The organism is Bacillus cereus group sp. MYBK30-2 (genome assembly GCF_051915945.1).
Lineage (GTDB): Bacteria > Bacillota > Bacilli > Bacillales > Bacillaceae_G > Bacillus_A > Bacillus_A paramycoides.
The window spans coordinates 287077-310429 of the sequence record NZ_JBQAFR010000003.1; the positions used below are offsets into that span (position 1 = coordinate 287077).

A 23353-nucleotide genomic window follows, 5' to 3' on the forward strand; every position below is an offset into this window, starting at 1 on the left:
AGGAGCAAATCTCTAACTGAGATTAGCTCCTTTTTCTATGCCAAAACCAATTGCTTATTATAATTCCTATTAATCCGCCGCACGTATCAAGCAATGAATCTTGCCACATCGGTGTACGATCCCCTGTAAACCATTGATGGATTTCATCAAATGTTGCATATCCTGCAACGAAAAGGAGGGCGTACACAAAGCACCGTTTTCTCGAACAACCCGATCGATGAAAAGCATAATATATCAATGAACCAAGCATAAAGAACACCATAAAATGAGCACCTTTACGAAGGAAAAACTCAATAAAGCCACCTACACCTTTATTTGCGATACTAACAGGTGTACCTCCGCCATAATCGATAGATACCCATGAAAAATGCTCTTTCACAAACTCAACATTTACATATTGCTCAATATTCGAGCGCATATCCTGTTTTTTATATGGCTGTGCTGAAGAATAGAAAATAAGCCCCATCCATAATAATACAGGAATCCAAAATAACCATTTACGATTCATTCTCCCGAAAACTCCTCTCTTGTTCTTATAAGAGTACCAAAAAAAAGAAAAAATTTCACGCCAAAACATGACATTCACTCCCTATTTATAAAGTGAAAGGGGGTGATAAACATGGCAGTTGAACAAATCGTAATGGACTTAACTTTACGTCTCGTATTAAATGGCGGATTAGACAAAAACGGAAAAACAGTTGTTAAGAACAAGCAATTCAAACGCGTTAAAACAAATGCAGATTTAGAAAAAGTACATGCAGTAGCACGCGCCCTTGCTTCATTACAAGGATCACCACTTCACGCTGTACAACTTGTAAGTACGTCAGATCTTTCTAATCTATAAAGTGAAACTTTAATCAGTGAGGATTTTACGGGCAGTAAGACTCCCACAAATAGCGAGATAAATAAAAAGGAGTGAATAAAGAATGCAAGTACTCGAGTTAATTTTCGCGAAAGAAGATGGAAAAACAGTTGTTTTTTCTATCGATAATCCCACCACACCGGTCAATACACAAGTAGTAAATGAAGTAATGGATACAATTCTTTCATCGTCTGTTTTTTCATCAATTGGTGAAAACACCCGTAAAAAAGGAGCACGCCTCGTAGAAAGAAACGTATCTGAAGTTTCTATTACTCCGTAAATCAAAAAGACGAATCTGCATCATTTCGCAGATTCGTCTTTTTTCTTCGGCATTTCAATCGGGATAAAGATTTTGGAAAAACCAACGCAAACGTATTTATAATTCTCTCCGCCTAAATCAAACTCGGTCGTATATGTTGAGAAGAAAATATAATCATTTCGCTTTGTATAATGATCGATTACTAACCCAACTTGTGGCTCAACATACTTATTTGCCAATTTTTTACCCGCCGATGCTAAGTCGCCAAGCAGACCCTCTTTGTTTTCTTTCTCAACCTCGTCTAGCTTCTTACTCACATCATTACGCTTCATAAATTGTTTTGCTGCCCAATCTGTATATTCCCCTTTACTCGGGTTACTATTTGCTAAATAAACTAGGAGAACAACGACAAGAGCCATAATAATAATATACTTTTTCTTCATACTATCTCACCGCCTACTCTTTTCTATTTTCATATATATGTACAAGCGATGCAAATTAGAAAGACCATCATCTATTGATTGTAAACCAACAATAAAAATTTACAATACGCAACAGAAGATTAACAGTAAATTCATATAATTTGTATATAATTATATTCAGAATAAAAAACTTATATAGAGGAGGATTTAGACTTATGGATAATGAAAGTAATATTTTTATTTCTAGTTCTACAATGATGCTTGAGCCGTACAAACACCCTTATTACCGTACAAAAATTATCGACAGTAGCGGTAACCATCTGTACTCTTGCCAAACAGGTCTACAACTCATCAAGAAATCTTGTCTAACAACTGTTCATTCTACTTATCAAGGTAGACGTGATGCAATACAAGCAAACTTTAAGCTCAAACAAAATGTGCCGATTCCGATTAATCACAGGGAATATATTTGTGCGTTCCCAACAGAATCTCCTTCGTCTCCAAACTGCATTTGGTTGTTCTATAATCATATAGATGATATAGAGTTTTCCAAAAAAATTAACAAAGCTAACATTCATTTTTTAAACGGAACTACCGTAACAATGCACATAAGTACCCATAAGTTAAAGCAACAATTTTTGAAAACAGGACATGTATTATCCCAGATGAACTTGAAAGATTTACTACACTTAAAAAACCTCCCGTTATATTTACTACCTTAAAATAATAAATAAGAATGGAAGGAGATATTTTTCTTTCCTTCCATTCTTATTGTTACATCATTACACTATCTCTCATTTTCTCAAGCGCTTGTCGATATACCCATCTCGTTTGATAGTACGTCATCCCCATTTCGGTAGCTATCTCTCCAATCTTTTTCCCTGTAAAGAATCGCTCTGAAATAATGTGCCTCTCCCTCTCATCTAACACACTCATAAAGTCCTTCGCTCTCGTTCCCGCATCTTCACACTCAAATCGTTCCTCATACTCTCCTACGCATACATACCTCTCTTGCACCACACACTCTTTCTTCAATCTCTCCAATATATAACCACGTACCGTTACAACTGCATATGCAGGAAAACTTCCTTTCTCCGCATCATACCTTTCATACGCATACCAAAGACCAATTAAACCACATTGATAATACTCTTCATAATCTTGATAAATACCTAACTTCTTTATTTGATTAATAATCATACCTTCATACAAAACAACCGTCTCTGTAAAAGTCGCTGGCTTCACACAGTACCCGTTTCTAAAAGGTATACCTCTTCGTTATTCCGCGGTACCTCTACAATATAAAAAGAGAAAAGAAATTTCATTGTAGGTAATTTCAACTGCTGATGCCGGAATTTGAAATTACACTAGGTAGAATTTGAAATTCTGCTGGAGGTATTTGAAATAGGGGTAAAAATAAAAAAGGTGACTCTCAGAAGAGCCACCTTTTTTATTTTATTATTGGAACATTCCTTTTAACGCACCAAATCCAATAGTTAAGATGAAGAAGATAACCATAAGAATTGTTGCTTTCTTTTTACTTAAACCAGCTGTAATTTGAAGACCTAACCACGTTATAACAAATCCCCAAATTGTAAACACTTCAATATTATTTGCAATACCTTTTGCAACACCACCACTTGAAGCGAAAATTGGCCCTAAACCAGTGTACATTTCTTGACCTGATCCGCCTAAAACAAGTGCTAAAACTGTATTTATTAATAAACCAAGTAATGAAATAATGCTTGAATATACACTAATTGTTAATAATTTCTTATAAGAAGTATCATTGCTCATAAACATCATGAATACTTTATACACTGCTGCGCTAATAAAGAAACCTACCGCCATACCAATAGCACCGAATACTGCACCCGTACCAAACGCCATTGCAGGCGTAACACTAATGCCTATCTCCTTATTAACCTTAATTGCCTCAGGGGTTAGAGAGTACACATAAGAAGCAAGTCCTCCTACAATCCCCGCTAATAAAACAAGTATCAAAAACGCACCCCAAACCGCATTACTAGTCTTCATTCTCTCAAACTGCACACCTGGAGATGTAATCATCCCAAATAAAGATGGCTTCTCTCCACTAACCTTTTGCGTATTCAAATTCGCTTCCATCATAACGCCTCCTTCTATTTTATATAACCCGTTCTAACGGGCGGTTCACATCCTCATGTAGAGGCTACGAACCGCCCACTAGAACGGTGATGTGTAGTAGAGAACCTCTCTACTACACTAATAATCTACTCATAACGAAGTGCTTCAATTGGATCTAATTTCGCAGCTTTGTTTGCTGGAATTAATCCAAAAATAATACCGAGTGTCATAGAGAACAATACGCCTCCAACGACAACTTCCCATGAAACGAGCGGTGGCCATTTTGCAAATGTGGAAACAATATATGCCCCGCCATATCCAAGACCAATTCCAATCAAGCCACCTAGAAGCGTTAACATAACTGCTTCAATTAAAAACTGTAATAAAATTTTACTACGCGTCGCTCCGAGCGCTTTACGTATCCCAATTTCGCGCGTACGCTCTGTTACAGATACGAGCATAATGTTCATTACACCAATACCGCCAACGACTAGTGAAATACCAGCGATACCACCGATAATCATCGTCATAATACCAGTTACTTTAGAAACACCTTCTTGGAACTCTTTTAAGTTTACCAATTCATATTTACCTGGAATATCGCTTGGCTTACGACTATTTAATACATCCACAGCCTTTTTCCCCGCTGCTTCTAAATTGTCTACGTTTTTAGATTGAATTGCGATACTTTGAATTTCATCTGTTCCGTATAAAACAGGCCATAAAGTAAGAGGAATTAACATTTCATCAGTCTCGAATCCCATAAATTCATTATCTGATTTATAGACACCGATAATTTGCATCGGCTGTCCTTTCATTTCAATAATTTTCCCTACTGGATTTTCATCCTTAAATAACGTCTCTTCTGCCTTCGTACTAATCATCACAACGTTATTCCCTTGCGAAATATCTGATTCATTTAGTGAGCGCCCTTTGACCATTTTCACTTTATTTACTTGAAAATACTCACTATCAAGTCCAATAACATTAATCATTGATTTTTTATCATTAATATCCATTGTTTCCATCGTATTATTCGTCGTAATAACATGAGAAACATCTTTAATTTGCTTTACTTCCATAATATCTTCTTCTGTTAATTTCGGGACTTGATGCCCCCCCATACTAAATTCATCATTAATATCCGGTTTAAATTGAATTGGCATAAGGTTATTACCAGAACCAGCGATTTTTGACTTCAACATCGCTTCTCCGCCTTGTCCAATCGCAACGACAGTAATAATAGAACCAACGCCGATAATAATACCGAGCATCGTAAGAGCAGATCGCAGTTTATGAGCCAAAATAGAAGATAAGGCAATTTTCATACTATCTAGTAAGCTCATACTGCACACCTTCTATCTTCTGTAATTTCCCCATCTCGCAGCACAATCCGGCGAGACGAATAAGCCGCTACTTCCTCTTCATGTGTAACCATAACAATCGTTGTGCCTTCTGCATTTAGCTTTGTAAAAATATCCATAACTTGCCCACCAGACTTCGTATCAAGCGCACCAGTTGGCTCATCAGCCATAATAAACGTTGGATTATTTGCAATCGATCTCGCAATAGCGACACGCTGCTTCTGTCCACCCGATAATTCACTAGGCAAATGGTGTACTCTATCTGATAATCCAACTTTCCCCAGCGCTTCAAGAGCTCTTTGACGACGCTCTGCTTTCTTCACTCCACCATAGATGAGCGGAAGTTCAACGTTTTCCACTGCGGAAAGACGCGGTAATAAATTAAAATGCTGAAATACGAAGCCGATATATTCATTACGAATTAAAGCAAGCTTTGACTCGTCTGCTGTTAAGATATTCACATCATTCAGCATATATTCGCCTTCTGTTGGACGATCTAAACAACCGATAATATTCATAAGCGTTGATTTACCAGAACCAGACGGCCCCATAATAGAAACAAACTCACCACTTTGAATCGTTAAACTAATACCATGTAAAATCGGCACTGCCAATTTCCCTTGATAATACGTTTTAGAAATATTATTTAACGTAATCATTTCTCTTTCACTTCCATTCCGTCATACACGTTGTCGGAAGGATTTTTAACCACCTTTTGCCCCACTGTTACGCCTTCAACAACCTCTGTCCAGTCTCCATCAGTAGAACCTTTTTTCACATTTTGTTTACGAAGTTTTCCTTTGTCTTCAATATAAACAAATGCATCTTCGCCTTTTTCTACAATGCTCTTACTTGGCACAGCAATCATCGTCTTATTCTCTAAATTTACTTGTAAAGAAACGTGATAACCTGGAGATAAACCATCTTGACTATCCAGACTTGCTTTATATGTATATTGAGACATATTTTGAGTCGCTTCACCTAGACCAGCCGATTGAGCCATCTCTGCACTTGTTGGGAATTCACTTACTTCTGTAATCTTACCTGTCCACTTCTTCTTATTATTTGCTTTCGCCGTTACAGTAAACGTTTGATCCTTTTGAATTTGTGACTTCTGAAGTTCTGTTAATGTCCCTTGAACCTGGAACGGATCTTTAGAAGCAACTTGTAAGAATGCCTTCCCTTGACCACCTAACGTTTGAGATGAACTTTGCGCCGCATCTTTATCTAACTTTTGAACAACACCAGCAAAATTACTATAAATCGTAAGCTCGTTCTGCTTTTTATTTAACTCTTCTTTTTGCAGCTTCCCTTTTTCTTTCTCAAGATCAGTTGTTTTTTGCTGTATTTCTAACTCACTTACTTGCTCGTCCATCGGATCTGTTACTTCTTTCCCAGCTCCGCTATCTTTCGCCTTCTTAATTTCTTTCTTCAACGAATCAATCTTCTTTTTTCCTTGATCATAACGCATATCTGCCATCTTCTGATCAAGCTCAGCTTGCTTCATTTGCAAATTAATTTCTTCATTATCATAAGAGAATAACTTCGTTCCCTTCTCTACCTCTTGTCCTTCTTTCACCGCAATATCTTTCACTTTTCCTTTAGTCGGATCCGCATAGAAACTTTCGATATTCCCGGGCTTCACCTGACCCGAAATTAACTTCGTATTATTCAGCTTACGCTCTGTCACTTTCTCAAAACTTACAGCATCCGTATTCGCTGCGCCTTTCTTCTTACCTTGCATCACAAAAATATTAACTGCTGCTACAATAACAATTAGTGCAATAACCCCGATAATAATCCATTTCTTCTTCTTGTTTGGAGTACGAACCGTATTTGGTAACATATTCTCTCTCCTTTTATAACTTAATAGTTTAATAGATACCCGAATTGTATAAAACTTTCTGAAAACAAAATGCATATTATTACATTTTTTTTACAAAGTTTTACACATTCATTTATATTGTAACAAAAATTCCAATGATTAGGAATATGACATCCTATCTTTTAAGATAGTTTTAAGGAAAGATTACCTTATATAAAAAAAGCGATTCAAAATAATGATTGAATCGCTTTTCCGAATAAAATATTACGCCACTTTAGGACCTTTTCTCTCATGTCCACGTTGAACGATAAATAAGAATACTGTTGATAAAATACCGCCTGCTAGTAGTAAGATGAAACAGCCATCCCAGCCAGAACGATCAACAATAACACCAATTGCTGCGTTTGCTACAAGACTTCCGCCTACATAACCGAACAGACCACACATACCAACTGTTGTACCTACTGCAAACTTCGGCACTAATTCCATCGCACTTAAACCGATTAAGAACTGTGGTACGTAAATTAAACAACCGATAATAGAAACTGCAATACTTACAACAAGTACGCTAGATGCTTGCCAATATACAACCGTACCAATAACAACTCCGGCCATACTAATAATACATAATGGCATACGTTTTCCTTTAAATAACTTATCACTTAAAAGACCAACGATTAATGAACTTGGAATTGCCATCCCTTCAAAAATCGCGTATGCAGCATGCGCTTCTGCTTTTGAGAAACCTTTTACTGTCGTTAAATAAAGTGGAACCCAGTTAATAACACCGAAACGAATTAAATAAACAAATGCATTTGCAATACATAAGTACCAAACGAACTTATTTTTCACTACATATTTCATTAAAATTTCTTTTGGTGACATCTTATTAGCATTGTCTGCTTTTTCAAGATTTTCATAGTCATTACGATACTCATCAATTGGAGGAAGACCTTCAGATTCTGGTGTATCCTTCGCATTGATCCAAACAAGAACTGAAATTACCATAGCGATAATCGCTGGGAAAATAAACACGCCGCCTTGCCAATGATTTTCACCAAAAATACCTACACCAATTCCAACAAGTGGTGGCACAAGCATTCCGCCAACGTTATGTGAAATATTCCAAATACCTGTTTTCGTACCACGTTCTTTCTTCGAGAACCATTTCGTCATAACGATACTACAAGGTGGTGCTCCCATACCTTGTACAATACCGTTCAGGACAAGTAATGTAACGATCATTCCAAATGAAGATGCAAACCCGAAACAAATATTTACAAGCCCTGATAAGAATAATCCGACTGCGATAAAGCGCTGGGCAAAAGCTTTATCTGATAAATTCCCCATAAAGAACTTACTAAATCCATAAACAATCGCCATTACTGAACCTAGTAGTCCAATTTGAGCTGTACTAAAACCATATTCTTGTACTAAATACGTACTTGATAACGTAAAGTTACTGCGCACTAAATAATAAGCAGCATATCCAACTGAAATTCCGATTAGCACACGAATACGTAGTAATGTATATACTTTAGCGATCATATCCGCTGGTAATCTCTCAATTGCAGGTGCTGGCTTAAGCCATTTAAACATATACTCTCGTCTCCTTTTCTCACTTTTGAGAGAGACGCTGTCTATTCCATATCTCGATTATTCCACTATTTGATATATTTTGGTTCGTCCTTCTAACCGGCTGTCCTTCTATTTCTTTCTCATTCTTCGCAAACATCGTCGGTACACCAAACGAAACTTTTTCTAAAATGTGCCCCGCTTCTTCTGATAAACAATAATCAATAAATAAATCCGCAATAATACCACTCGGTGCACGTTTTAGTTTCGAAATCGCATTAACAGACAAACCTGTTTGCTCAGGTACGATACTTACAATTGGAAAGCCTTGTTTTTGAAGCATTCTCTGATCTCCCATGAAATTGACGCCTATCATATATTCACCGCTCGCAACAAGTTCCGCAGGCATGTAACCATTCACCGTTACTTCACCAACTTGCCCTGCAAGATTCTTTACATACGCTTTCGCCTCTTCTTCACCTAAAGTATCAATAAGTGATTGAAACAACGTATATGCTGTACCTGAAACATTTGGATCTGGCATTACAATCTTACCCGTATATACAGGATCTAATAAATCTTGCCACCTTGATGGATACGGAAGACCGAGCGGCGCTATTTCTTCATTCCACCGCTCTTTATTAATCGCAATTGCCAGTTTCTCCACTTCATAACCGTACCAATAGCCGTCTTTATCTTTAACAGCTTTTGAAATACGATTCGCATGTTGGCTCATCACAGGAATAGAAAGATTTTTTTGCTTCATCATTTGATGTGCATCTACTGTACCACCAATAATAATATCCGCTTTTGGGTTTCCAGCTTCTTCTTCCACTCTCCGAAGAAGTTCTTCTGTCGAAAGACGAATAAATTCATACGTACATCCACGCGGTTTACAAAATGACGAAAGCAAAGCTTCACCAACTTCTTCACGAGCAGCTACATACGCAACAAGATGACGATCATTCAAAATAGGGAGACCACTTTTATTATATTTAATAGAGGATGTATCTCGAGAGCAACTAGACATCGCTCCTCCGATTATTAGCAAAAAGAAGAAAAAGGCTATCTTTCTCATGACACATTCTCCTTTACAAATAACTCTGCTAGGGAGCCTTTCATATACATGACATTCCCGTTGTTATCACCGAGGTATTGCACAACAAAGTACGATGGATACACAGAAATAGTTAGAATATCCTCCCGCTCATTCTTTACACGTTTGCCTGTTTTATAAGCAGTAATATAAGCGATTGGCTCATTCTGTGACTGTAATAATTTCTGAATTTCTCCGTAATCTGTAATTTGCTTTGCGTACCGAATAGAGTCAAGTATGTACGTAAGATTTATAGTACGTACTACATCACCTTGGCGTACTATGACATCCTTTGCTGACGCAAAAAAATCACTAATACGTTCTGGTGTATAATACAGGCTTAACAAATACGTTTGGAATGCTGAGATCATCGGATCCGTACCATTCTTCCCGTATATGTTCGCCTCATACTGGAACAAGTCACCTACTGCAAAAGTACGTTTATGTCCATTCAAGTACGTTACTTCTCCAGTAAATACTTGTTCTTGACTCTTCGCTTCTCTCGGCTCTATTCGAATTCGGTCAAAGAATGAAACAATCGTATGCAACCGAACTTCATCGGTTACAACAATTTCTCCCCACCTACTATGCCTTACTTTCACTTCAATTGGAAGGGACTCATTCACTCTTTGTAAAACGGCTTGTTTGTCATCCACAATTGTGATTCGGTTATATATTTGCTTCTCAATAACATAAAACAAAATAAGAGAAACAATAATACAAAAGACAAACATAAGAATTTGAAATGATAGCCTTTTCATTTCTGCCTACCTCCAAGATAAAAAAACGTTGTTTCGAAAATACCGCATAATTGTTTCATAAATGTATCATTTAACCGCTTTCAAGTTTTTTATGTCTTCCATCCGTCTCGGAAGCAAAAATGTAATAAATATTGTAGTTCCCATTTCTTCACTACTCTCAATTCGCATACTTCCGCCCTGTTTATTTATAATCTCCTGACAAATATATAGGCCGTAGCCATTCCCGTAACTAGAGGGTATCACCTTACCTCCTGGAAACTCGTTCCACTCTGCAAGCACACCTTCATCTATACCAATACCATCATCATGAACAAAAACTTTCGCTTCCTGCTCATTTACAATTACATTCATACGAATTTGCGTAGCATCACTATATTTAATCGCATTATCAAGCACATTCAAGAAAATTTGCTTCGTCTTATCAAAATCCGCAACGACGTGTACTTCCGTTAACTCATTCATAACCTCAATTTCAAACTGCTGCAATCGAGGTTTCACAATTGAAATTGCTTCTTCTGCTAACTCTTTAATATTTACAACTGTAGGTGACACTTCAAACGTACTCGTCCCATACTTCGAAGATTTAAGTAATTCCTCTACAAGTGATAACAAACGCTCACTTTCTACAGCCACATAACGGAGACTCTCCTTTACATCTTCCTTCGATTGTAACTTCGGAATTAAATCAACATAACCGATAATCGCTGTGAGCGGTGTTTTCAGCTCATGCGTAATTCGGTCTAAGAAATCTTTCTGTTTCTCTTTCTCTTCCTTCAGTTGCTTAATATGTAGTTCAATTCCATCAGCCATCGCATTAAAGGACGCTGAAAGCTGCGCAATTTCCACATACTCATTCAGCTCAATCTTGCTTTCATAATCTCCATTCGCAAGCCGATGCGCCATTTGCCTTAACTGATCAATTGGTTTATGAAGAGACTTCGCCAAACGAATCGCAAAGAAAATACCAGCAGCTACTAGGCAAAGAGACGTTATTAAAAATGTCCAACTCACATTTGTTAAAACTTCCTTCTCATCCGTTAACTCATTTATAAAACGAATACTCCCAATGACATCGTTTCCATAATAAACTGGACTTGAAAACAAAAGAATTGGAGCTGGATCTCCCTCCTCGAAAACATAGGATTTCTTTCCCTTCAAAGAACTCTCAATATCGATATTTCGATGAAGTAATGCTCCCTTTTGTGTATCCGCAACAACATCTCCATTCTTCCCAATCATCTGCACACGGATATCCATTCGCTTCGCTAAATACGAAGCAATTAAAAGCGAATTAGGACCTAGTGTCTCCACTTCTGCTTCCTTCTCTAAATAATTCATTGTATAAATTTGCGCTTCTACACTTAACTTTTCTAAGGAATCCGCCGCATTATGATACACATTCTTCTCCAGTGCAATATAAACAACTGCATACAAAAGAACAAGAATTGGAATCAACAATCCAACTATTCCAAACACCATATTTCGTTTTAAAGACATATCATCACCTTTTAGCACTCCAGCTTATAGCCAACACCATAAATCGTCTTAATATACTCTCCGCTATTCCCTAGTTTCTTTCGAAGTCTTTGCACCATAATATCAACCGCTCTCGTATTTCCGATATACTCAAACCCCCATACTTTCTCAAGCAACTCATCCCTCATAAAAACACGCTGCGGATTCGAAACAAACAACTGACATAAATTAAACTCCCGGTACGTTAACTGAATTTCTTGTCCTTCGACATGCACCTTTCTCTCCTTAGGACAAATCACTAGCTCACCTGCGCGAATTACTTCGTGACTTACAGCTGCCTCCTTCTTCTTCACACGCCTGCTCATATTCTTCACACGAAGAATAAGCTCAGCATAATTAAAAGGCTTCGTCACATAATCATCAGCTCCAAGCTGAAGACCAAGTAACTTATCATTCATCTGACTCTTCGCTGTTAACATCAGCACCGGAATATCACGATCCTTCTCCCGGAATAAACGTAATAACTCATACCCATCCGTATCAGGAAGCATCACATCTAAAATAAGTACATCCGGCTGCTCATTCCATCTCTCTACAGCTTCTCTCCCGTCAGCTGCCGTCAATACTTCATATCCTTCCATCTCTAACTGCATCCGAATCAAATTACGAATACTCGATTCATCATCAACTACAAGTATTTTCATCATTCTCCTCCTTCCATCCTGTATTATAGTACAGTTTAGTATAGCAAAAATCATACGAAAAAAGAGAGGGTATTGTCGAACATATTTTGTCGACGATAGCCTCTCTTTCACTTACTATATTTATTTAGTATATCCATTCGGTTGTTTTTGATGCCAATCCCACGCATGCTCAATAATTGTCTTCACATTTACATACTCAGGGTTCCATCCTAACTTCTCTTTCGCCTTCTGAGAAGAAGCAACTAAACGTGCTGGATCTCCCGCACGGCGCGGTGCCACCTCAGCAGGAATTTCATGATTTGTAACTTCACGAACTGCATCAACGATTTCTTTTACACTGAAACCATTACCATTTCCTAAGTTGTAGAAATCACTTTCTCCGCCATTTTGCAGATCCTTAAGCCCTAAGAAATGAGCCGCCACTAAATCTTCAACATGAATATAATCACGGATACAAGTACCATCTGGTGTGTTATAATCATCACCAAACATCATAATCTTCTCACGTTGACCTAACGCCACTTGTAAAACAAGAGGAATCAAATGTGTCTCTGGACGATGATCTTCCCCAATAATACCACTTGGCGTTGCGCCAGCTACGTTAAAGTATCTGAAAATCTTATATCTTAAATTTGAAGCTTGGCTATACCAATGAAGCATCTTCTCTATTGCTAGCTTCGTTTCTCCGTATGTATTCGTCGGATTTGTCATCGTTTCCTCAGTAATAAGGTCTACATCTACTTCACCATAAGTTGCTGCAGTAGAAGAGAAAATAAACTTATCTACTTTAAACTCATCCATTACCTCTAACAAGCAAAGTGCACCATAAACATTATTATTATAATATTGAAGAGGCTTCTCCATACTAACTCCAACTAAAGAATCAGCTGCGAAATGCATAACCGCCTCAATATTTTCTTGTTTAAAAACATCTCTTAAAAATGCTTTATCACGAAGGTCACCATTATAAAACTTCGCACCTTCCGTAATTGCATCTTCATGACCAGTTTGTAGGTTGTCTACTACTACTACTGATAGACCTTCATCTACTAATTTTTTAACAGCGTGAGAACCGATATAGCCAGCCCCGCCACAGATTAAGATTGAGTTCATTGTTTTCCCCCTACATATATACTAGGATTTCTTAATTACTTCACTAATATAAAAGGTATACGATTGCTCGTATACCTTTTATATACCCTTCATTACTTAGCCACAAAATAATCCGTTACGTATTGCGCCCAAACTTCATGCCCTTTAGCACTTGGGAAACCGAATTCTTCTTGTAAGTACGGTAAAATCGCTTTTGTTGTTGCATCAGGCCATGCGCCCCAATGATCAACATATGCATAACCATTTTGCGTCGCAAATTGTTTTAATGCTTCAATCGATTTCGGATAATTCTTCGCACCATACACTGGGTTTGGTGGTTGAATCATAATTGTAGCGCCTTTTGCACTAGTAGAAAGTGCCTGAACGAACTTCTGTGTACTCGCAACAGAGTTCCCATTACCAGTTTTACTATTATCAGTAATAAATGGTGGCTCAAATAAAATTACATCTGGGTTGTCTTTCGCAATCTCTTTATCACGCTTATTTGCGATTAACTCTTCTGTACTTTCACCCTTATATTCCTTTACTGTCACATTCCATAAACCTTTACCGTAAGCAGTTTCTAAATTAGCTGTTAACTTAGCTGCCCAAGCATCTTTTTCAGATGAAGAAGCTTCATCACCAACAATAACAAGATTTACCGCCTTCTTCTCCTCAGCAGCTTTCTTCAACTTCTCTTTCACTTTATCGGGTAAATTCTTCGCATATGCTTCATTAAAAGATGACTTCGCTTCTTGTTTTTTCTCTTCTTTCTTCGCTCCGCTATCTTTCACTTCAGCCTTCGTTTTCGTTACTTCACTCGTTTGCCCCGTTGCATTCGCAACTTTCTTATTCCAGTACAATTTACCGCTCACAATCGAAGCGACAAACACTACAAAAATAACAAGGACAAGTACCGCTTTCTTATTCATCGATTCACCTCATCTATTAATCTCACAACATATAATACTAATATAAATCCATGCAAAAATAAACCCAACTCCTTCCAAAGGAGTTGGGTTATTACATATTACTTAGTCAATTCAAGCTGTGCTCTTAACTTATTCGTTAAATCTTGTTTTGCTGCATCTGGAACATAGTAGTACCAAATACCATCAGCGGCTATGTGACCGTCGCCTGGAATTTGGATATCCTCACTGTTCTGCAGACAATTTTTATAATTCTTTTGCATATCAAACATTTGATCTTGCGTTAAGTTTGTTTTCACATTCTTTTGAATTGCTGTAAGCACATCTCCATAGCTTGCTAGAGAAGAGAAGCTTGCGCCTTTCTTAATAACAGCTTGCATCACTTGACGTTGACGCATTTGACGACCGAAGTCACCGCGTGGGTCTGCTTTTCGCATACGTGTAAACGCTAAAGCTTCATCACCGGTTAAATGTATATTTCCTTTGGCAAAATGGTGCTTATCTTGTGTAAATTCTAAATCGTTATTTACATCTACACCACCGACTGCATCTACGATATCTTTAAATCCTTCCATGTTCACTTCAATATAGTAGTTAATAGGGACATTTAAGAATTTTTCTACTGTCGCTACAGACATGTCTACGCCACCAAATGCGTAAGCATGGTTGATTTTATCACTTTTGCCTTTTCCAACAATTTCAGTATACGTATCACGTGGGATACTTACTGTTTTCATGGAATTATTTTTAGGATTTAATGTAATAATCATTAAAGAATCTGAACGCCCTTTATCTTCACCGCGCTCATCAGCACCTAATAATAAAATTGAAACCGGCTGAGAATTACTGATTTTCTCCTCTTGCTTATTACCTTGATCACGCTTCAAAGGCTTATGAACTTCATCTAATGTTTTGGAAACAGATGAGTATACAGTATAGGCGTAAACCCCTCCACCTATAATTAATACTCCTATAATTCCTAATATCCAAAATAGGATTTTCTTTTTCATTACTATAGACCTCTTCTTTCGATTATTCGGAATAAATGCCCAGATAACATAAATACTAATTTAGTCTATTATACTAAGATTGGGATCCTATAACTAGTATATTCTCTACCCAGTAACCCAAGCTTTTTATTATTTTACTTTATAATAGTCTACATACCAATTGGAAAATTCCTGTAAACCTTTTTCTATAGAAGTTTTAGGTTTAAAATCTACAGCTTTCTGCAATAAATCTGTTGATGCGTAAGTAGCTGGTACATCCCCTGGTTTAATAGGTTCAAATTCCTTTTTAAACATCACTTGTCTTCCTAAAGAATTGCTTAGTGCCTTCTCTAATGTTTCAATAAACACCATCAATTTTTCAGGATTATTATTTCCGATATTAAATACCTCGTGTTTTACATCTTCTATAGGAGGATTGCTCAACAGGCGTTGAATCCCTTCAACAATATCATCTATATAAGTAAAGTCTCGATACAGGTCATTGTCAAAATCACCATTATTGAATATTTTAATTGGCTCTCCAGCGAAGTACTTATCAGTAAACCCAAAGTAAGCCATATCTGGGCGTCCCATAGGACCGTATACCGTAAAGAAACGAAGCCCAGTAGCAGGAATTTTATATAAATGACTATACGTGTGAGCCATCAATTCATTTGATTTCTTAGTAGATGCATAAAGTGATACTGGGTTATCTACGAAATCCGTTTCCTCGAAAGGAACCTTTTTATTTGCTCCATAAACAGAACTAGATGATGCATATACAAGATGATCTACTGGATAATGTCTACACGCTTCAAGAATATTATAAAAGCCAATAATATTACTTTGAATATATACATCTGGATTTTCAATTGAATATCTCACACCAGCTTGTGCGGCTAAATTCACGACAATATTTGGCTTGTACTCTTCAAAGAGCTTAGTAATTATACCTTTATCAGAAATATCACCTTTAATAAAAGTAAAGTTTTCATATGGCTTAAGCTGCTCTAAACGAGCGTATTTAAGATTCACATCATAATAATCATTTATATTATCAATACCTATTACACGGCAACCTTGTTCTAATAATCTTTTAGATAAGAAGTATCCTACAAAACCGGCTGCTCCAGTAACAAGGTATACTTTACTATTATCTAGAGGCTTGTAATTCAATATTATCCGACTCCCTCATACGTTCTCTACTTGTAGATTTTCTTCCGATAGAATGATACTCTATCCCGACTTCTTGCATCGCTGGAACATCATAAATATTTCTTCCATCATATACTAGGGGTGTTCTCATTAACTGCTTATAATTTTCTGGAGTCAATTCTTTCACTTCTCCCCATTCTGTAAAAATAAAGCAGACGTTTGCACCTTCTAAAGCTTGTTCAACATTAGCAACATATGTAATATTACCATTTTTATTTTTACCCTCTGGATACACTTTAGCAAAATTGTTTGCACCTACTGGGTCAAACGCGTAAATATCTGCACCTTGTTCTAATAGTAAAGGTATATTTTCAAGAGAAGCAGCTTCTCGTAAATCATCTGTTCCAGGTTTAAACGTTAATCCTAGTACCGCTACTTTAAGCCCATTAAAAGTAATTAATCTTTGGCTAGCTTTTTTATACAATAAAGTCTTTTGATCTTTATTTACATCAATTGTAGCCTTTACTGTTCTTAATTCGTAACCATTTTGTCTCGCTAAATATTCTAATGCTTTCGTATCCTTAGGGAAACATGAACCACCAAAACCAATACCTGCATTTAAAAACTTACTTCCAATACGCTCATCAAAGCTCATACCTTTTGCAACATCTTGAATATCCGCGCCAACTAATTCACAAAGATTCGCAATATCATTCATATAGGAAATTTTAAGAGCTAAGAAATCATTAGAAGCATACTTAATCATTTCAGCTGATCTTCTATTCACTGAAACGATAGGCAAATGAAACGGTTTATAGAGATTCATTAATACTTCCTCAGCCCATTTACTTTCTGTACCAATAACAATTCTTTCTGCATATAACGTATCATGAACAGCCGAACCTTGAGCTAAAAACTCTGGATTGGATGCAACTTCTACTTTCACATCATTAACTAAAAAGTCTTGAATAAACTGCTCAACTTTGTCATTTGTTCCAATTGGAACAGTTGATTTTACAACAACAAGACAATCTTTTTCTACACTTTCAGCAATTTGTTTCGCAACAGTTGCAATATATGAAAGATTTGCAGAACCATCAGCTTGTTCTGGAGTCCCTACCCCAATAAAAATTGCATCTGCATCTTTGTATGCTGATTTATAATCTGTTGTATAATTAATCTTTCCCGCAGTATAATTTTTCTGCATTAACTCCTCTAAATCAGCTTCATAAATTGGTGAAACACCAGATTTCATTAATGCCACTTTTTTTTCATCAATATCAACACAAGTTACTTGATGTCCAACTTCTGCAAAACATACGCCTGCTACTAAACCTACATAGCCTGTTCCTGCTACTGCTATTTTATACATAATAATCCCCCTTAAGATATACATCTTAACAAATTAGAATAGTATATCTAGTTTAATTCCCAATATAGATATTACTGCCTAATAAACCTACTTACATAACCTATATTTAAAAGCAAGTTGGATAAACTACGAGCCTCCATCTTTTTACACAATTGATTTTTATTCCTCTTTTAAAACAGAATAACTTTACATTTCCCTTAAATAATTTAAGTAGTAACACTAAAGGGTCCACTCCCAAATAAAGAATAAGAGGGAACGTATCATCTATTATTTTATACAGGAGTAGTAACACCTAATATCTCCATTATAATTTTCTTATCTAACCTATCAACCGTTCTTCCATTTTTTCTAAAGTCACTATTTAAACAACCCGAAGCAATATCAATTAGAGCCGAACAAACAGGGGTATTAACATTTAATACCTTACCTAAAGACTCTAATAATACTAGTCCTTCTGGTACATCTTCAGTTATATATCTAGAATTGCTTACATCTGGCCCAGACGGAGAATGGTTCTTTGCATAATCGAAAAACACAGCTTTGGCATCAATATTCAAATCAATAGAATTTCGGAATTTGCATGCTTCCACATATGGAACTGGCTCTAAACTTAATGCGGACAAAATCTCTAATTTTTCATTATCAAGTTTCTCCACTAGGTTCCAAACGCTTGGAGTGAACACCTCACGATACATCCAATAATCCCCTTCTGAAAACTCTATACGTGGTATGCTCATAATTGCACCAACTGTGTGAACTATTAAATTTGGATTATGGAGTGCCGCTTCCACCACCGAATCTAAGGCTGTAAAATTATAATCCAGTTGATTTAAAAGAAGCATTCCTTCTTCTTTACGATATCGAGGATAGATACCAATAGGATTCCGAACATTTTTAAATAACACTTGTACTTCTCCTGGTGCTGTTATTCTACAGTCAATTGGGGAACTCTCCGCTTCAGCGATAATTAAATTTAAATGTCCACAGTATTTCTTAAAGAAAGCTGTGCTTAGATAACCAGGTTCTACTAATATCGTTTGATCATCCTTTAAATAAGGAGCTATCCTTTTAATAATTTCTTCGTGATAGCTAGTTTGAATAAATAAAATGATCAACTGTGGATTATTAGAAAATGCCTCTTCAAAACATGTGGTTACTCTATTGATTTTTACTAAATTTATTTCATCTAAGTCCTTAAATATAATTTCTCCATTATTTTGTAATAAATAATTAAAATTTTTATTATGAAGTTTATTTGAAGTTTTTAATAAAGTTACCTCATGCCCTTTAAAGCTTAAATCAGCTGCAAGTGTAGTTCCACCATTTCCTGCCCCAACAATTGTAATTTTCATTTACTTTAATCTCCCCTTCTCCTGATGCTTAGCAATCCAGTCTTCCATTAACCCTTGCATCATAAGCTCTTGTAACCAAAAACGACCTGGCTCAAAAGTGAATTCACCATTTTCTTCAATATAACGTCCAGCGACATCACCTACAACCAATTGTTCACAAGACTCTATACTAATAAATATTGAAGTTTCTATAATATAGTATTTATCGTCACGTGTATCCTGTAAAAAGTCGACCGCTAATAAATAAGACTCTGGAAGACATTCGCGCACCCTTTTTGCTATCTTTAAAACTTCTAATGGAATATCCTTTTTTGTAACAACACCTGAACCCGAAGCTCTATAATCATTCTCCTTAGGATACCTATAGTAACCAAAATACGAATCGCCTACCATAATAACCCGTAGATCAAATCCCTTATTAGGTACAAATTCTTGAAATAATACATAATTTTTTTGTTTTATGTAAGAATTATTTAATTTTAACCCGTGATGAAAAATTTTACGCCATAATTTCCTTGCCTGCTTCTTATTTTTTATTAAGTGTACACCTTCAGATCCTGAGCAAGTTTTATCTTTAGATATAAAAGGGTACTGACAATTTTCAATGTATTGTGCTGTTTCTTCTTTTGAATACGATATAAATGATTGAATAGTAGGAAGATTGTACAATTCGAGTAGCCATTGCAATCTAATCTTATCTTCATACATCCATAAAGCTTGCTTAGACGGTAAAATAAGTTTATCAAGGTAATCTTGTATATAATCAACTTTGTCCGCTGCTTCCCATTGCTCAACATATGTTGATGGCGTTCGCCAAACAATGGCATCAAATTTTTTACATTCTAAGGTGAAATTTGACGCTTTGATATCAATTTCATCATAAGGAATATTATTATTTTTTAAAAACCGTTCAAATTTTGGCCAATAAGCCTTATTCCCTTTTTCCGACTTTACTAACCCCACATATGGCTTTGGAATAGAGGATGGCCATTGAATAACTAGTGGTGGTGCACTTTCTAAATATTCATTCTCTTGTAATTTTCGTTTCGATTCTCTATACTCACGATTTTTATCTATCCAGCCAAATTTATCATACGGCTCACAAGTACTAAGAATTCGGGATGCAAATTTTTTAAAACGGGAACTTCTCATATTTTAGAAATCCTTTCCTACTTTTTATTTATAAAATTAATTTGACTTGATCTCAACATACTTAAAACCTATAAAAAACTATCAACAATACTAATGCTTAAACTCATTAAAAACAAATCACTATGACTATTTATCTAATCTCGTATTAAACAATGTTTAGAATAAAGTATTATTAACACAATCTAGCTACTAAACCGCTCTTTTAAGAAACCTTTTTGGGATTATCTTTATCCAAAAATCAAGTAACTCTCTTCGCATTTTCGGGAACATAAATAATATTCCAAAATAGAATACAGCGCAGAGGAAAATTGATAATATACTCCATATCAAACTATTATTCAACTCTCTTAAAAGATAACCTAGTAGTCCCATAGCAATGGCGGCACTCAATGTCGGTAAGATATTTTTGAAGATTCCCAAAACAGAAAATCCCATTATAAATCTCATTATTACCATATGAACCATAATAAACTGTACCCTAATCAAAGACCTAGCTAAAACTAGTGGCCAAAATCCAAAATTCGCTGCTATAATACATGTTGGAATTAATGCAATAAGGTGCAGTAATTGCGCCATAAATGATAGTTTAGGCTTACCTTTTGCCCGATATACTTCACTACAATAATGACCAAACACAATCATTATTGAACTAGTTAACGCCCATACACCAATAACATCACTTGCTTCTTCCCATTGCCCACCTAACATTAATTGTGTTGCCAAATCACTATATAAAAAAACACCTACACCAAATGGAAATACTAACACCGAAATTAATCTTTGGAATTTGAAAAACATACTCTGAAATTCATTATCATTATTTTGCAGTCTTGACAATGCAGCAAATAAAACTGGTACAGTAGCCGCTGTAACAAGTGCTAATAAGGAATTAACCATTATCGTGGATGTTTTATATACCCCTAAATAATACTCGTTCAAATAATAGCCAATAATAAATGTATCAATCCATGCAGTAAGCCAAATTGATATAGCTTCTATTAATGACCATAGACTAAATGATAGCATCTCTCTTAGTATTCTTATATCGAAGAATAATTTTGGTTTCCAACTAGATTTGATAGTAAGTAAAAATGCGTTAAAAAGCTGTATACAAATCGTACCTATAATTAGTGACCAATAACTTAAGCCCAAAAAAGCTAAAGGAATGGTCACAAAAAATGGAACTGCTATTGTAATAATCCTAACAGTAAAAAGTGTCTTGAAATCAAATTCGCGCATAAAAAGTGCCATTTGAATACTAGAAAAAGAAGTTAATGGTAATTGAATGCAAGCAACTATAATAACTAAACCCAATCCAGGATTTCCAACCATTTTGGCAATTTCTTCATTAAATAACGCGATTATGCCCCATAAACACAGTGAAATGACAAAATTCGTCCAAAATGCTACATTAGCGTTTTTGTGCTTTTCATTTTCACTATTAAATTCATGTTGTACTAAATACTTTTGAAAGCCTGCATCAGTAAACATATCTGCAAAACTAATAATCATTGTTATTGTTGCAATAACTCCAAACGCCTCTGGTGCTAAAATTCTTGCTAATACCATATTTGTTAATGGAACTATGATTTTGGCAATGATTTGTGTTATGGTTGACCATTTTGCTGCATTTGTAATCTTTCTATGGAGTTGTTTATCTTCCACTCTCATTTTCTCCTTTTAAACTCTTGAGCAATAATTCTCGATGAGCCTCACATTCTACAAAGTTTTGTATCGCTAACAAATGACGTTTGCTATACCACCTCTTTAAAATTAAACCATTTAACAATCTATAATCTATTCTCGCTAACCATTTACCCATACCTGAAAAAGTTCTGAGATAGTTTTCATATTTTTCAGCAGCAATCTTTTGATACTGTTGCCCAACAAATCCCTCTTGACATATTTCCTTTGATCTCTTATGAAAATCATTTAGTATATCTTCAAAATCCTTGCCTTGAGCTAACCTTACTACATTTTCCTTTTTTACAATTGGAATATAGTCCACTTTTATCTTATCTGTAATTTCTAAATGTACTAGAATGCTAGTTTGCCAGAATTCATTGTTTGATTCATCAAAAATAAAGTTCCCTTGGCCATATACAATTAGAGAATCTTGATAATCTTCATAACAACCTATACAATGACTGTGCTGACATATCACAACATCCGCACCTTTTTCCACTATTTTCCTACACACTTTTTGAAGATATGGAGATGGATAACGATAATGCTCTCTTCCTCCATGATATAAAACAATTACATAATCACACTTCTCTTTTAATTCTTTTATATGATCAAGGCTTTCTAATGGATCAAATGGGTTTGCCCCAGGAGATTTATCTGTTGCAATAGTAAATTCGTTTTCAGCACAAGCATATACTCCTATATTTATATCACCGTTAGCTAGAATATAAGGCTTGCTCGCCTCAAAAACATTTTCTCCTACCCCAGTAAAAGCAATGCCATTCATAGATAGTACTTGCTCAGTAGATTTAAGCCCTGTTACACCATGATCTAAAATATGATTATTTGCCAAAGTCAATAGTGTCGGTTCGAGTTTTTTAATACCATTTATAGTATTTGTTGGAGCACTAAGATTTGGTCCACATTTTGAAATTGGAGATTCATTATCTGTAAGAGGAACTTCAAGGTTCAGGACCCTCATATCTGCGGCTCTCCAAATTGAAAGCAACTCCTCTCCAAGCAATGTAGTAACGTCACCTTTCGAAAATATATCCTTATTCGATTGTGTTGGCACCAAGTCACCAGCAACTAATATATTCAACTATCCATACCTCCTATTAATTGATTTTTCCATCTAAAAAAGGGGGGCCCTTTCAAACGTTAAATAAAGATAAA

General features: G+C 35.9%; 24 protein-coding genes. 3 read left to right on the forward strand and 21 right to left on the reverse strand.

Going from position 1 to position 23353, the window contains the following annotated elements:
* Positions 1-22: 22 nt before the first annotated feature.
* The gene (locus tag ACTFQM_RS20850; protein ID WP_440036091.1) at positions 23-508 is read right to left on the reverse strand and encodes a VanZ family protein; all 486 of its coding nucleotides are present in this window, start codon (positions 506-508) and stop codon (positions 23-25) included.
* A gap of 111 nt (positions 509-619) precedes the next feature.
* On the opposite strand from ACTFQM_RS20850, the gene ACTFQM_RS20855 reads away from it, so the two are divergent.
* Together ACTFQM_RS20855 and ACTFQM_RS20860 are read left to right on the forward strand one after the other, a co-directional pair.
* Positions 620-844 carry a DUF1659 domain-containing protein gene (locus tag ACTFQM_RS20855; RefSeq protein WP_265622855.1) on the forward strand — a complete coding sequence of 75 codons (225 nt, stop codon included), beginning with the start codon at positions 620-622 and terminating at the stop codon, positions 842-844.
* An 82-nt stretch (positions 845-926) separates the two neighbouring features.
* Entirely contained in the window at positions 927-1142 is a 216-nt protein-coding gene (locus ACTFQM_RS20860) for a DUF2922 domain-containing protein (protein WP_002174263.1), read from the forward strand.
* A gap of 20 nt (positions 1143-1162) precedes the next feature.
* Here ACTFQM_RS20860 and ACTFQM_RS20865 read toward each other — a convergent pair whose 3' ends face one another.
* Entirely contained in the window at positions 1163-1564 is a 402-nt protein-coding gene (locus tag ACTFQM_RS20865) for a DUF4359 domain-containing protein (protein ID WP_440036092.1), read from the reverse strand.
* A gap of 194 nt (positions 1565-1758) precedes the next feature.
* Between ACTFQM_RS20865 and ACTFQM_RS20870 the strand changes: the two genes are divergently transcribed.
* Positions 1759-2265, forward strand: coding sequence for a competence protein ComK (locus ACTFQM_RS20870; protein WP_440036093.1), 507 nt, complete (start codon positions 1759-1761; stop codon positions 2263-2265).
* 52 nt (positions 2266-2317) lie between these two features.
* Here ACTFQM_RS20870 and ACTFQM_RS20875 read toward each other — a convergent pair whose 3' ends face one another.
* The 19 genes from ACTFQM_RS20875 to ACTFQM_RS20965 form a co-directional block, all read right to left on the reverse strand.
* Positions 2318-2788, reverse strand: a complete 471-nt coding sequence (locus tag ACTFQM_RS20875) for a sigma-70 family RNA polymerase sigma factor (RefSeq protein WP_440036094.1) — start codon at positions 2786-2788, stop codon at positions 2318-2320.
* 213 nt (positions 2789-3001) lie between these two features.
* Positions 3002-3670: a Yip1 family protein gene (locus tag ACTFQM_RS20880; protein ID WP_440036183.1), complete on the reverse strand. Its 669-nt coding sequence runs from the start codon at positions 3668-3670 to the stop codon at positions 3002-3004.
* Positions 3671-3795: 125 nt separating this feature from the next.
* Positions 3796-4995: an ABC transporter permease gene (locus tag ACTFQM_RS20885; protein WP_440036095.1), complete on the reverse strand. Its 1200-nt coding sequence runs from the start codon at positions 4993-4995 to the stop codon at positions 3796-3798.
* Entirely contained in the window at positions 4992-5672 is a 681-nt protein-coding gene (locus tag ACTFQM_RS20890) for an ABC transporter ATP-binding protein (protein ID WP_440036096.1), read from the reverse strand. The genes ACTFQM_RS20885 and ACTFQM_RS20890 overlap by 4 nt, the downstream gene beginning before the upstream one ends.
* On the reverse strand, positions 5669-6859 hold the full coding sequence (locus tag ACTFQM_RS20895; RefSeq protein ID WP_440036097.1) for an efflux RND transporter periplasmic adaptor subunit: 1191 nt from the start codon (positions 6857-6859) through the stop codon (positions 5669-5671). The genes ACTFQM_RS20890 and ACTFQM_RS20895 overlap by 4 nt, the downstream gene beginning before the upstream one ends.
* Before the next feature lie 243 nt (positions 6860-7102).
* Positions 7103-8437, reverse strand: coding sequence for an MFS transporter (locus ACTFQM_RS20900; protein WP_265622848.1), 1335 nt, complete (start codon positions 8435-8437; stop codon positions 7103-7105).
* Positions 8438-8456: 19 nt separating this feature from the next.
* Positions 8457-9491 carry an ABC transporter substrate-binding protein gene (locus ACTFQM_RS20905; RefSeq protein WP_440036098.1) on the reverse strand — a complete coding sequence of 345 codons (1035 nt, stop codon included), beginning with the start codon at positions 9489-9491 and terminating at the stop codon, positions 8457-8459.
* On the reverse strand, positions 9488-10270 hold the full coding sequence (locus tag ACTFQM_RS20910) for a DUF3919 family protein (RefSeq protein WP_440036099.1): 783 nt from the start codon (positions 10268-10270) through the stop codon (positions 9488-9490). Before ACTFQM_RS20910 ends, ACTFQM_RS20905 begins: the two co-directional genes overlap by 4 nt.
* Positions 10271-10336: 66 nt before the next feature.
* On the reverse strand, positions 10337-11767 hold the full coding sequence (locus ACTFQM_RS20915; protein WP_427356518.1) for a HAMP domain-containing sensor histidine kinase: 1431 nt from the start codon (positions 11765-11767) through the stop codon (positions 10337-10339).
* 11 nt (positions 11768-11778) lie between these two features.
* Complete coding sequence (locus ACTFQM_RS20920; RefSeq protein ID WP_440036101.1) at positions 11779-12450, reverse strand: response regulator transcription factor; 672 nt, start codon at positions 12448-12450, stop codon at positions 11779-11781.
* Positions 12451-12570: 120 nt separating this feature from the next.
* The gene (gene galE, locus ACTFQM_RS20925; protein WP_440036103.1) at positions 12571-13563 is read right to left on the reverse strand and encodes a UDP-glucose 4-epimerase GalE; all 993 of its coding nucleotides are present in this window, start codon (positions 13561-13563) and stop codon (positions 12571-12573) included.
* A gap of 92 nt (positions 13564-13655) precedes the next feature.
* Positions 13656-14474 (reverse strand): SGNH/GDSL hydrolase family protein, encoded by an 819-nt coding sequence (locus ACTFQM_RS20930; protein ID WP_440036104.1) that lies wholly within the window; start codon positions 14472-14474, stop codon positions 13656-13658.
* A gap of 98 nt (positions 14475-14572) precedes the next feature.
* Positions 14573-15481, reverse strand: coding sequence for a polyisoprenyl-teichoic acid--peptidoglycan teichoic acid transferase TagU (tagU, locus tag ACTFQM_RS20935; RefSeq protein ID WP_440036105.1), 909 nt, complete (start codon positions 15479-15481; stop codon positions 14573-14575).
* Between the two features lie 129 nt (positions 15482-15610).
* Positions 15611-16636, reverse strand: coding sequence for a GDP-mannose 4,6-dehydratase (locus ACTFQM_RS20940; RefSeq protein WP_440036106.1), 1026 nt, complete (start codon positions 16634-16636; stop codon positions 15611-15613).
* Positions 16614-17987: a UDP-glucose dehydrogenase family protein gene (locus ACTFQM_RS20945; RefSeq protein WP_440036107.1), complete on the reverse strand. Its 1374-nt coding sequence runs from the start codon at positions 17985-17987 to the stop codon at positions 16614-16616. Before ACTFQM_RS20945 ends, ACTFQM_RS20940 begins: the two co-directional genes overlap by 23 nt.
* Positions 17988-18259: 272 nt before the next feature.
* Positions 18260-19339: an NAD/NADP octopine/nopaline dehydrogenase family protein gene (locus ACTFQM_RS20950; protein ID WP_440036109.1), complete on the reverse strand. Its 1080-nt coding sequence runs from the start codon at positions 19337-19339 to the stop codon at positions 18260-18262.
* On the reverse strand, positions 19340-20491 hold the full coding sequence (locus ACTFQM_RS20955; RefSeq protein WP_440036111.1) for an ATP-grasp domain-containing protein: 1152 nt from the start codon (positions 20489-20491) through the stop codon (positions 19340-19342). It abuts the gene before it with no gap.
* A gap of 189 nt (positions 20492-20680) precedes the next feature.
* Positions 20681-22162, reverse strand: a complete 1482-nt coding sequence (locus tag ACTFQM_RS20960; protein ID WP_440036112.1) for a lipopolysaccharide biosynthesis protein — start codon at positions 22160-22162, stop codon at positions 20681-20683.
* Complete coding sequence (locus ACTFQM_RS20965) at positions 22146-23279, reverse strand: CapA family protein (protein WP_440036113.1); 1134 nt, start codon at positions 23277-23279, stop codon at positions 22146-22148. Before ACTFQM_RS20965 ends, ACTFQM_RS20960 begins: the two co-directional genes overlap by 17 nt.
* Positions 23280-23353: the final 74 nt, after the last annotated feature.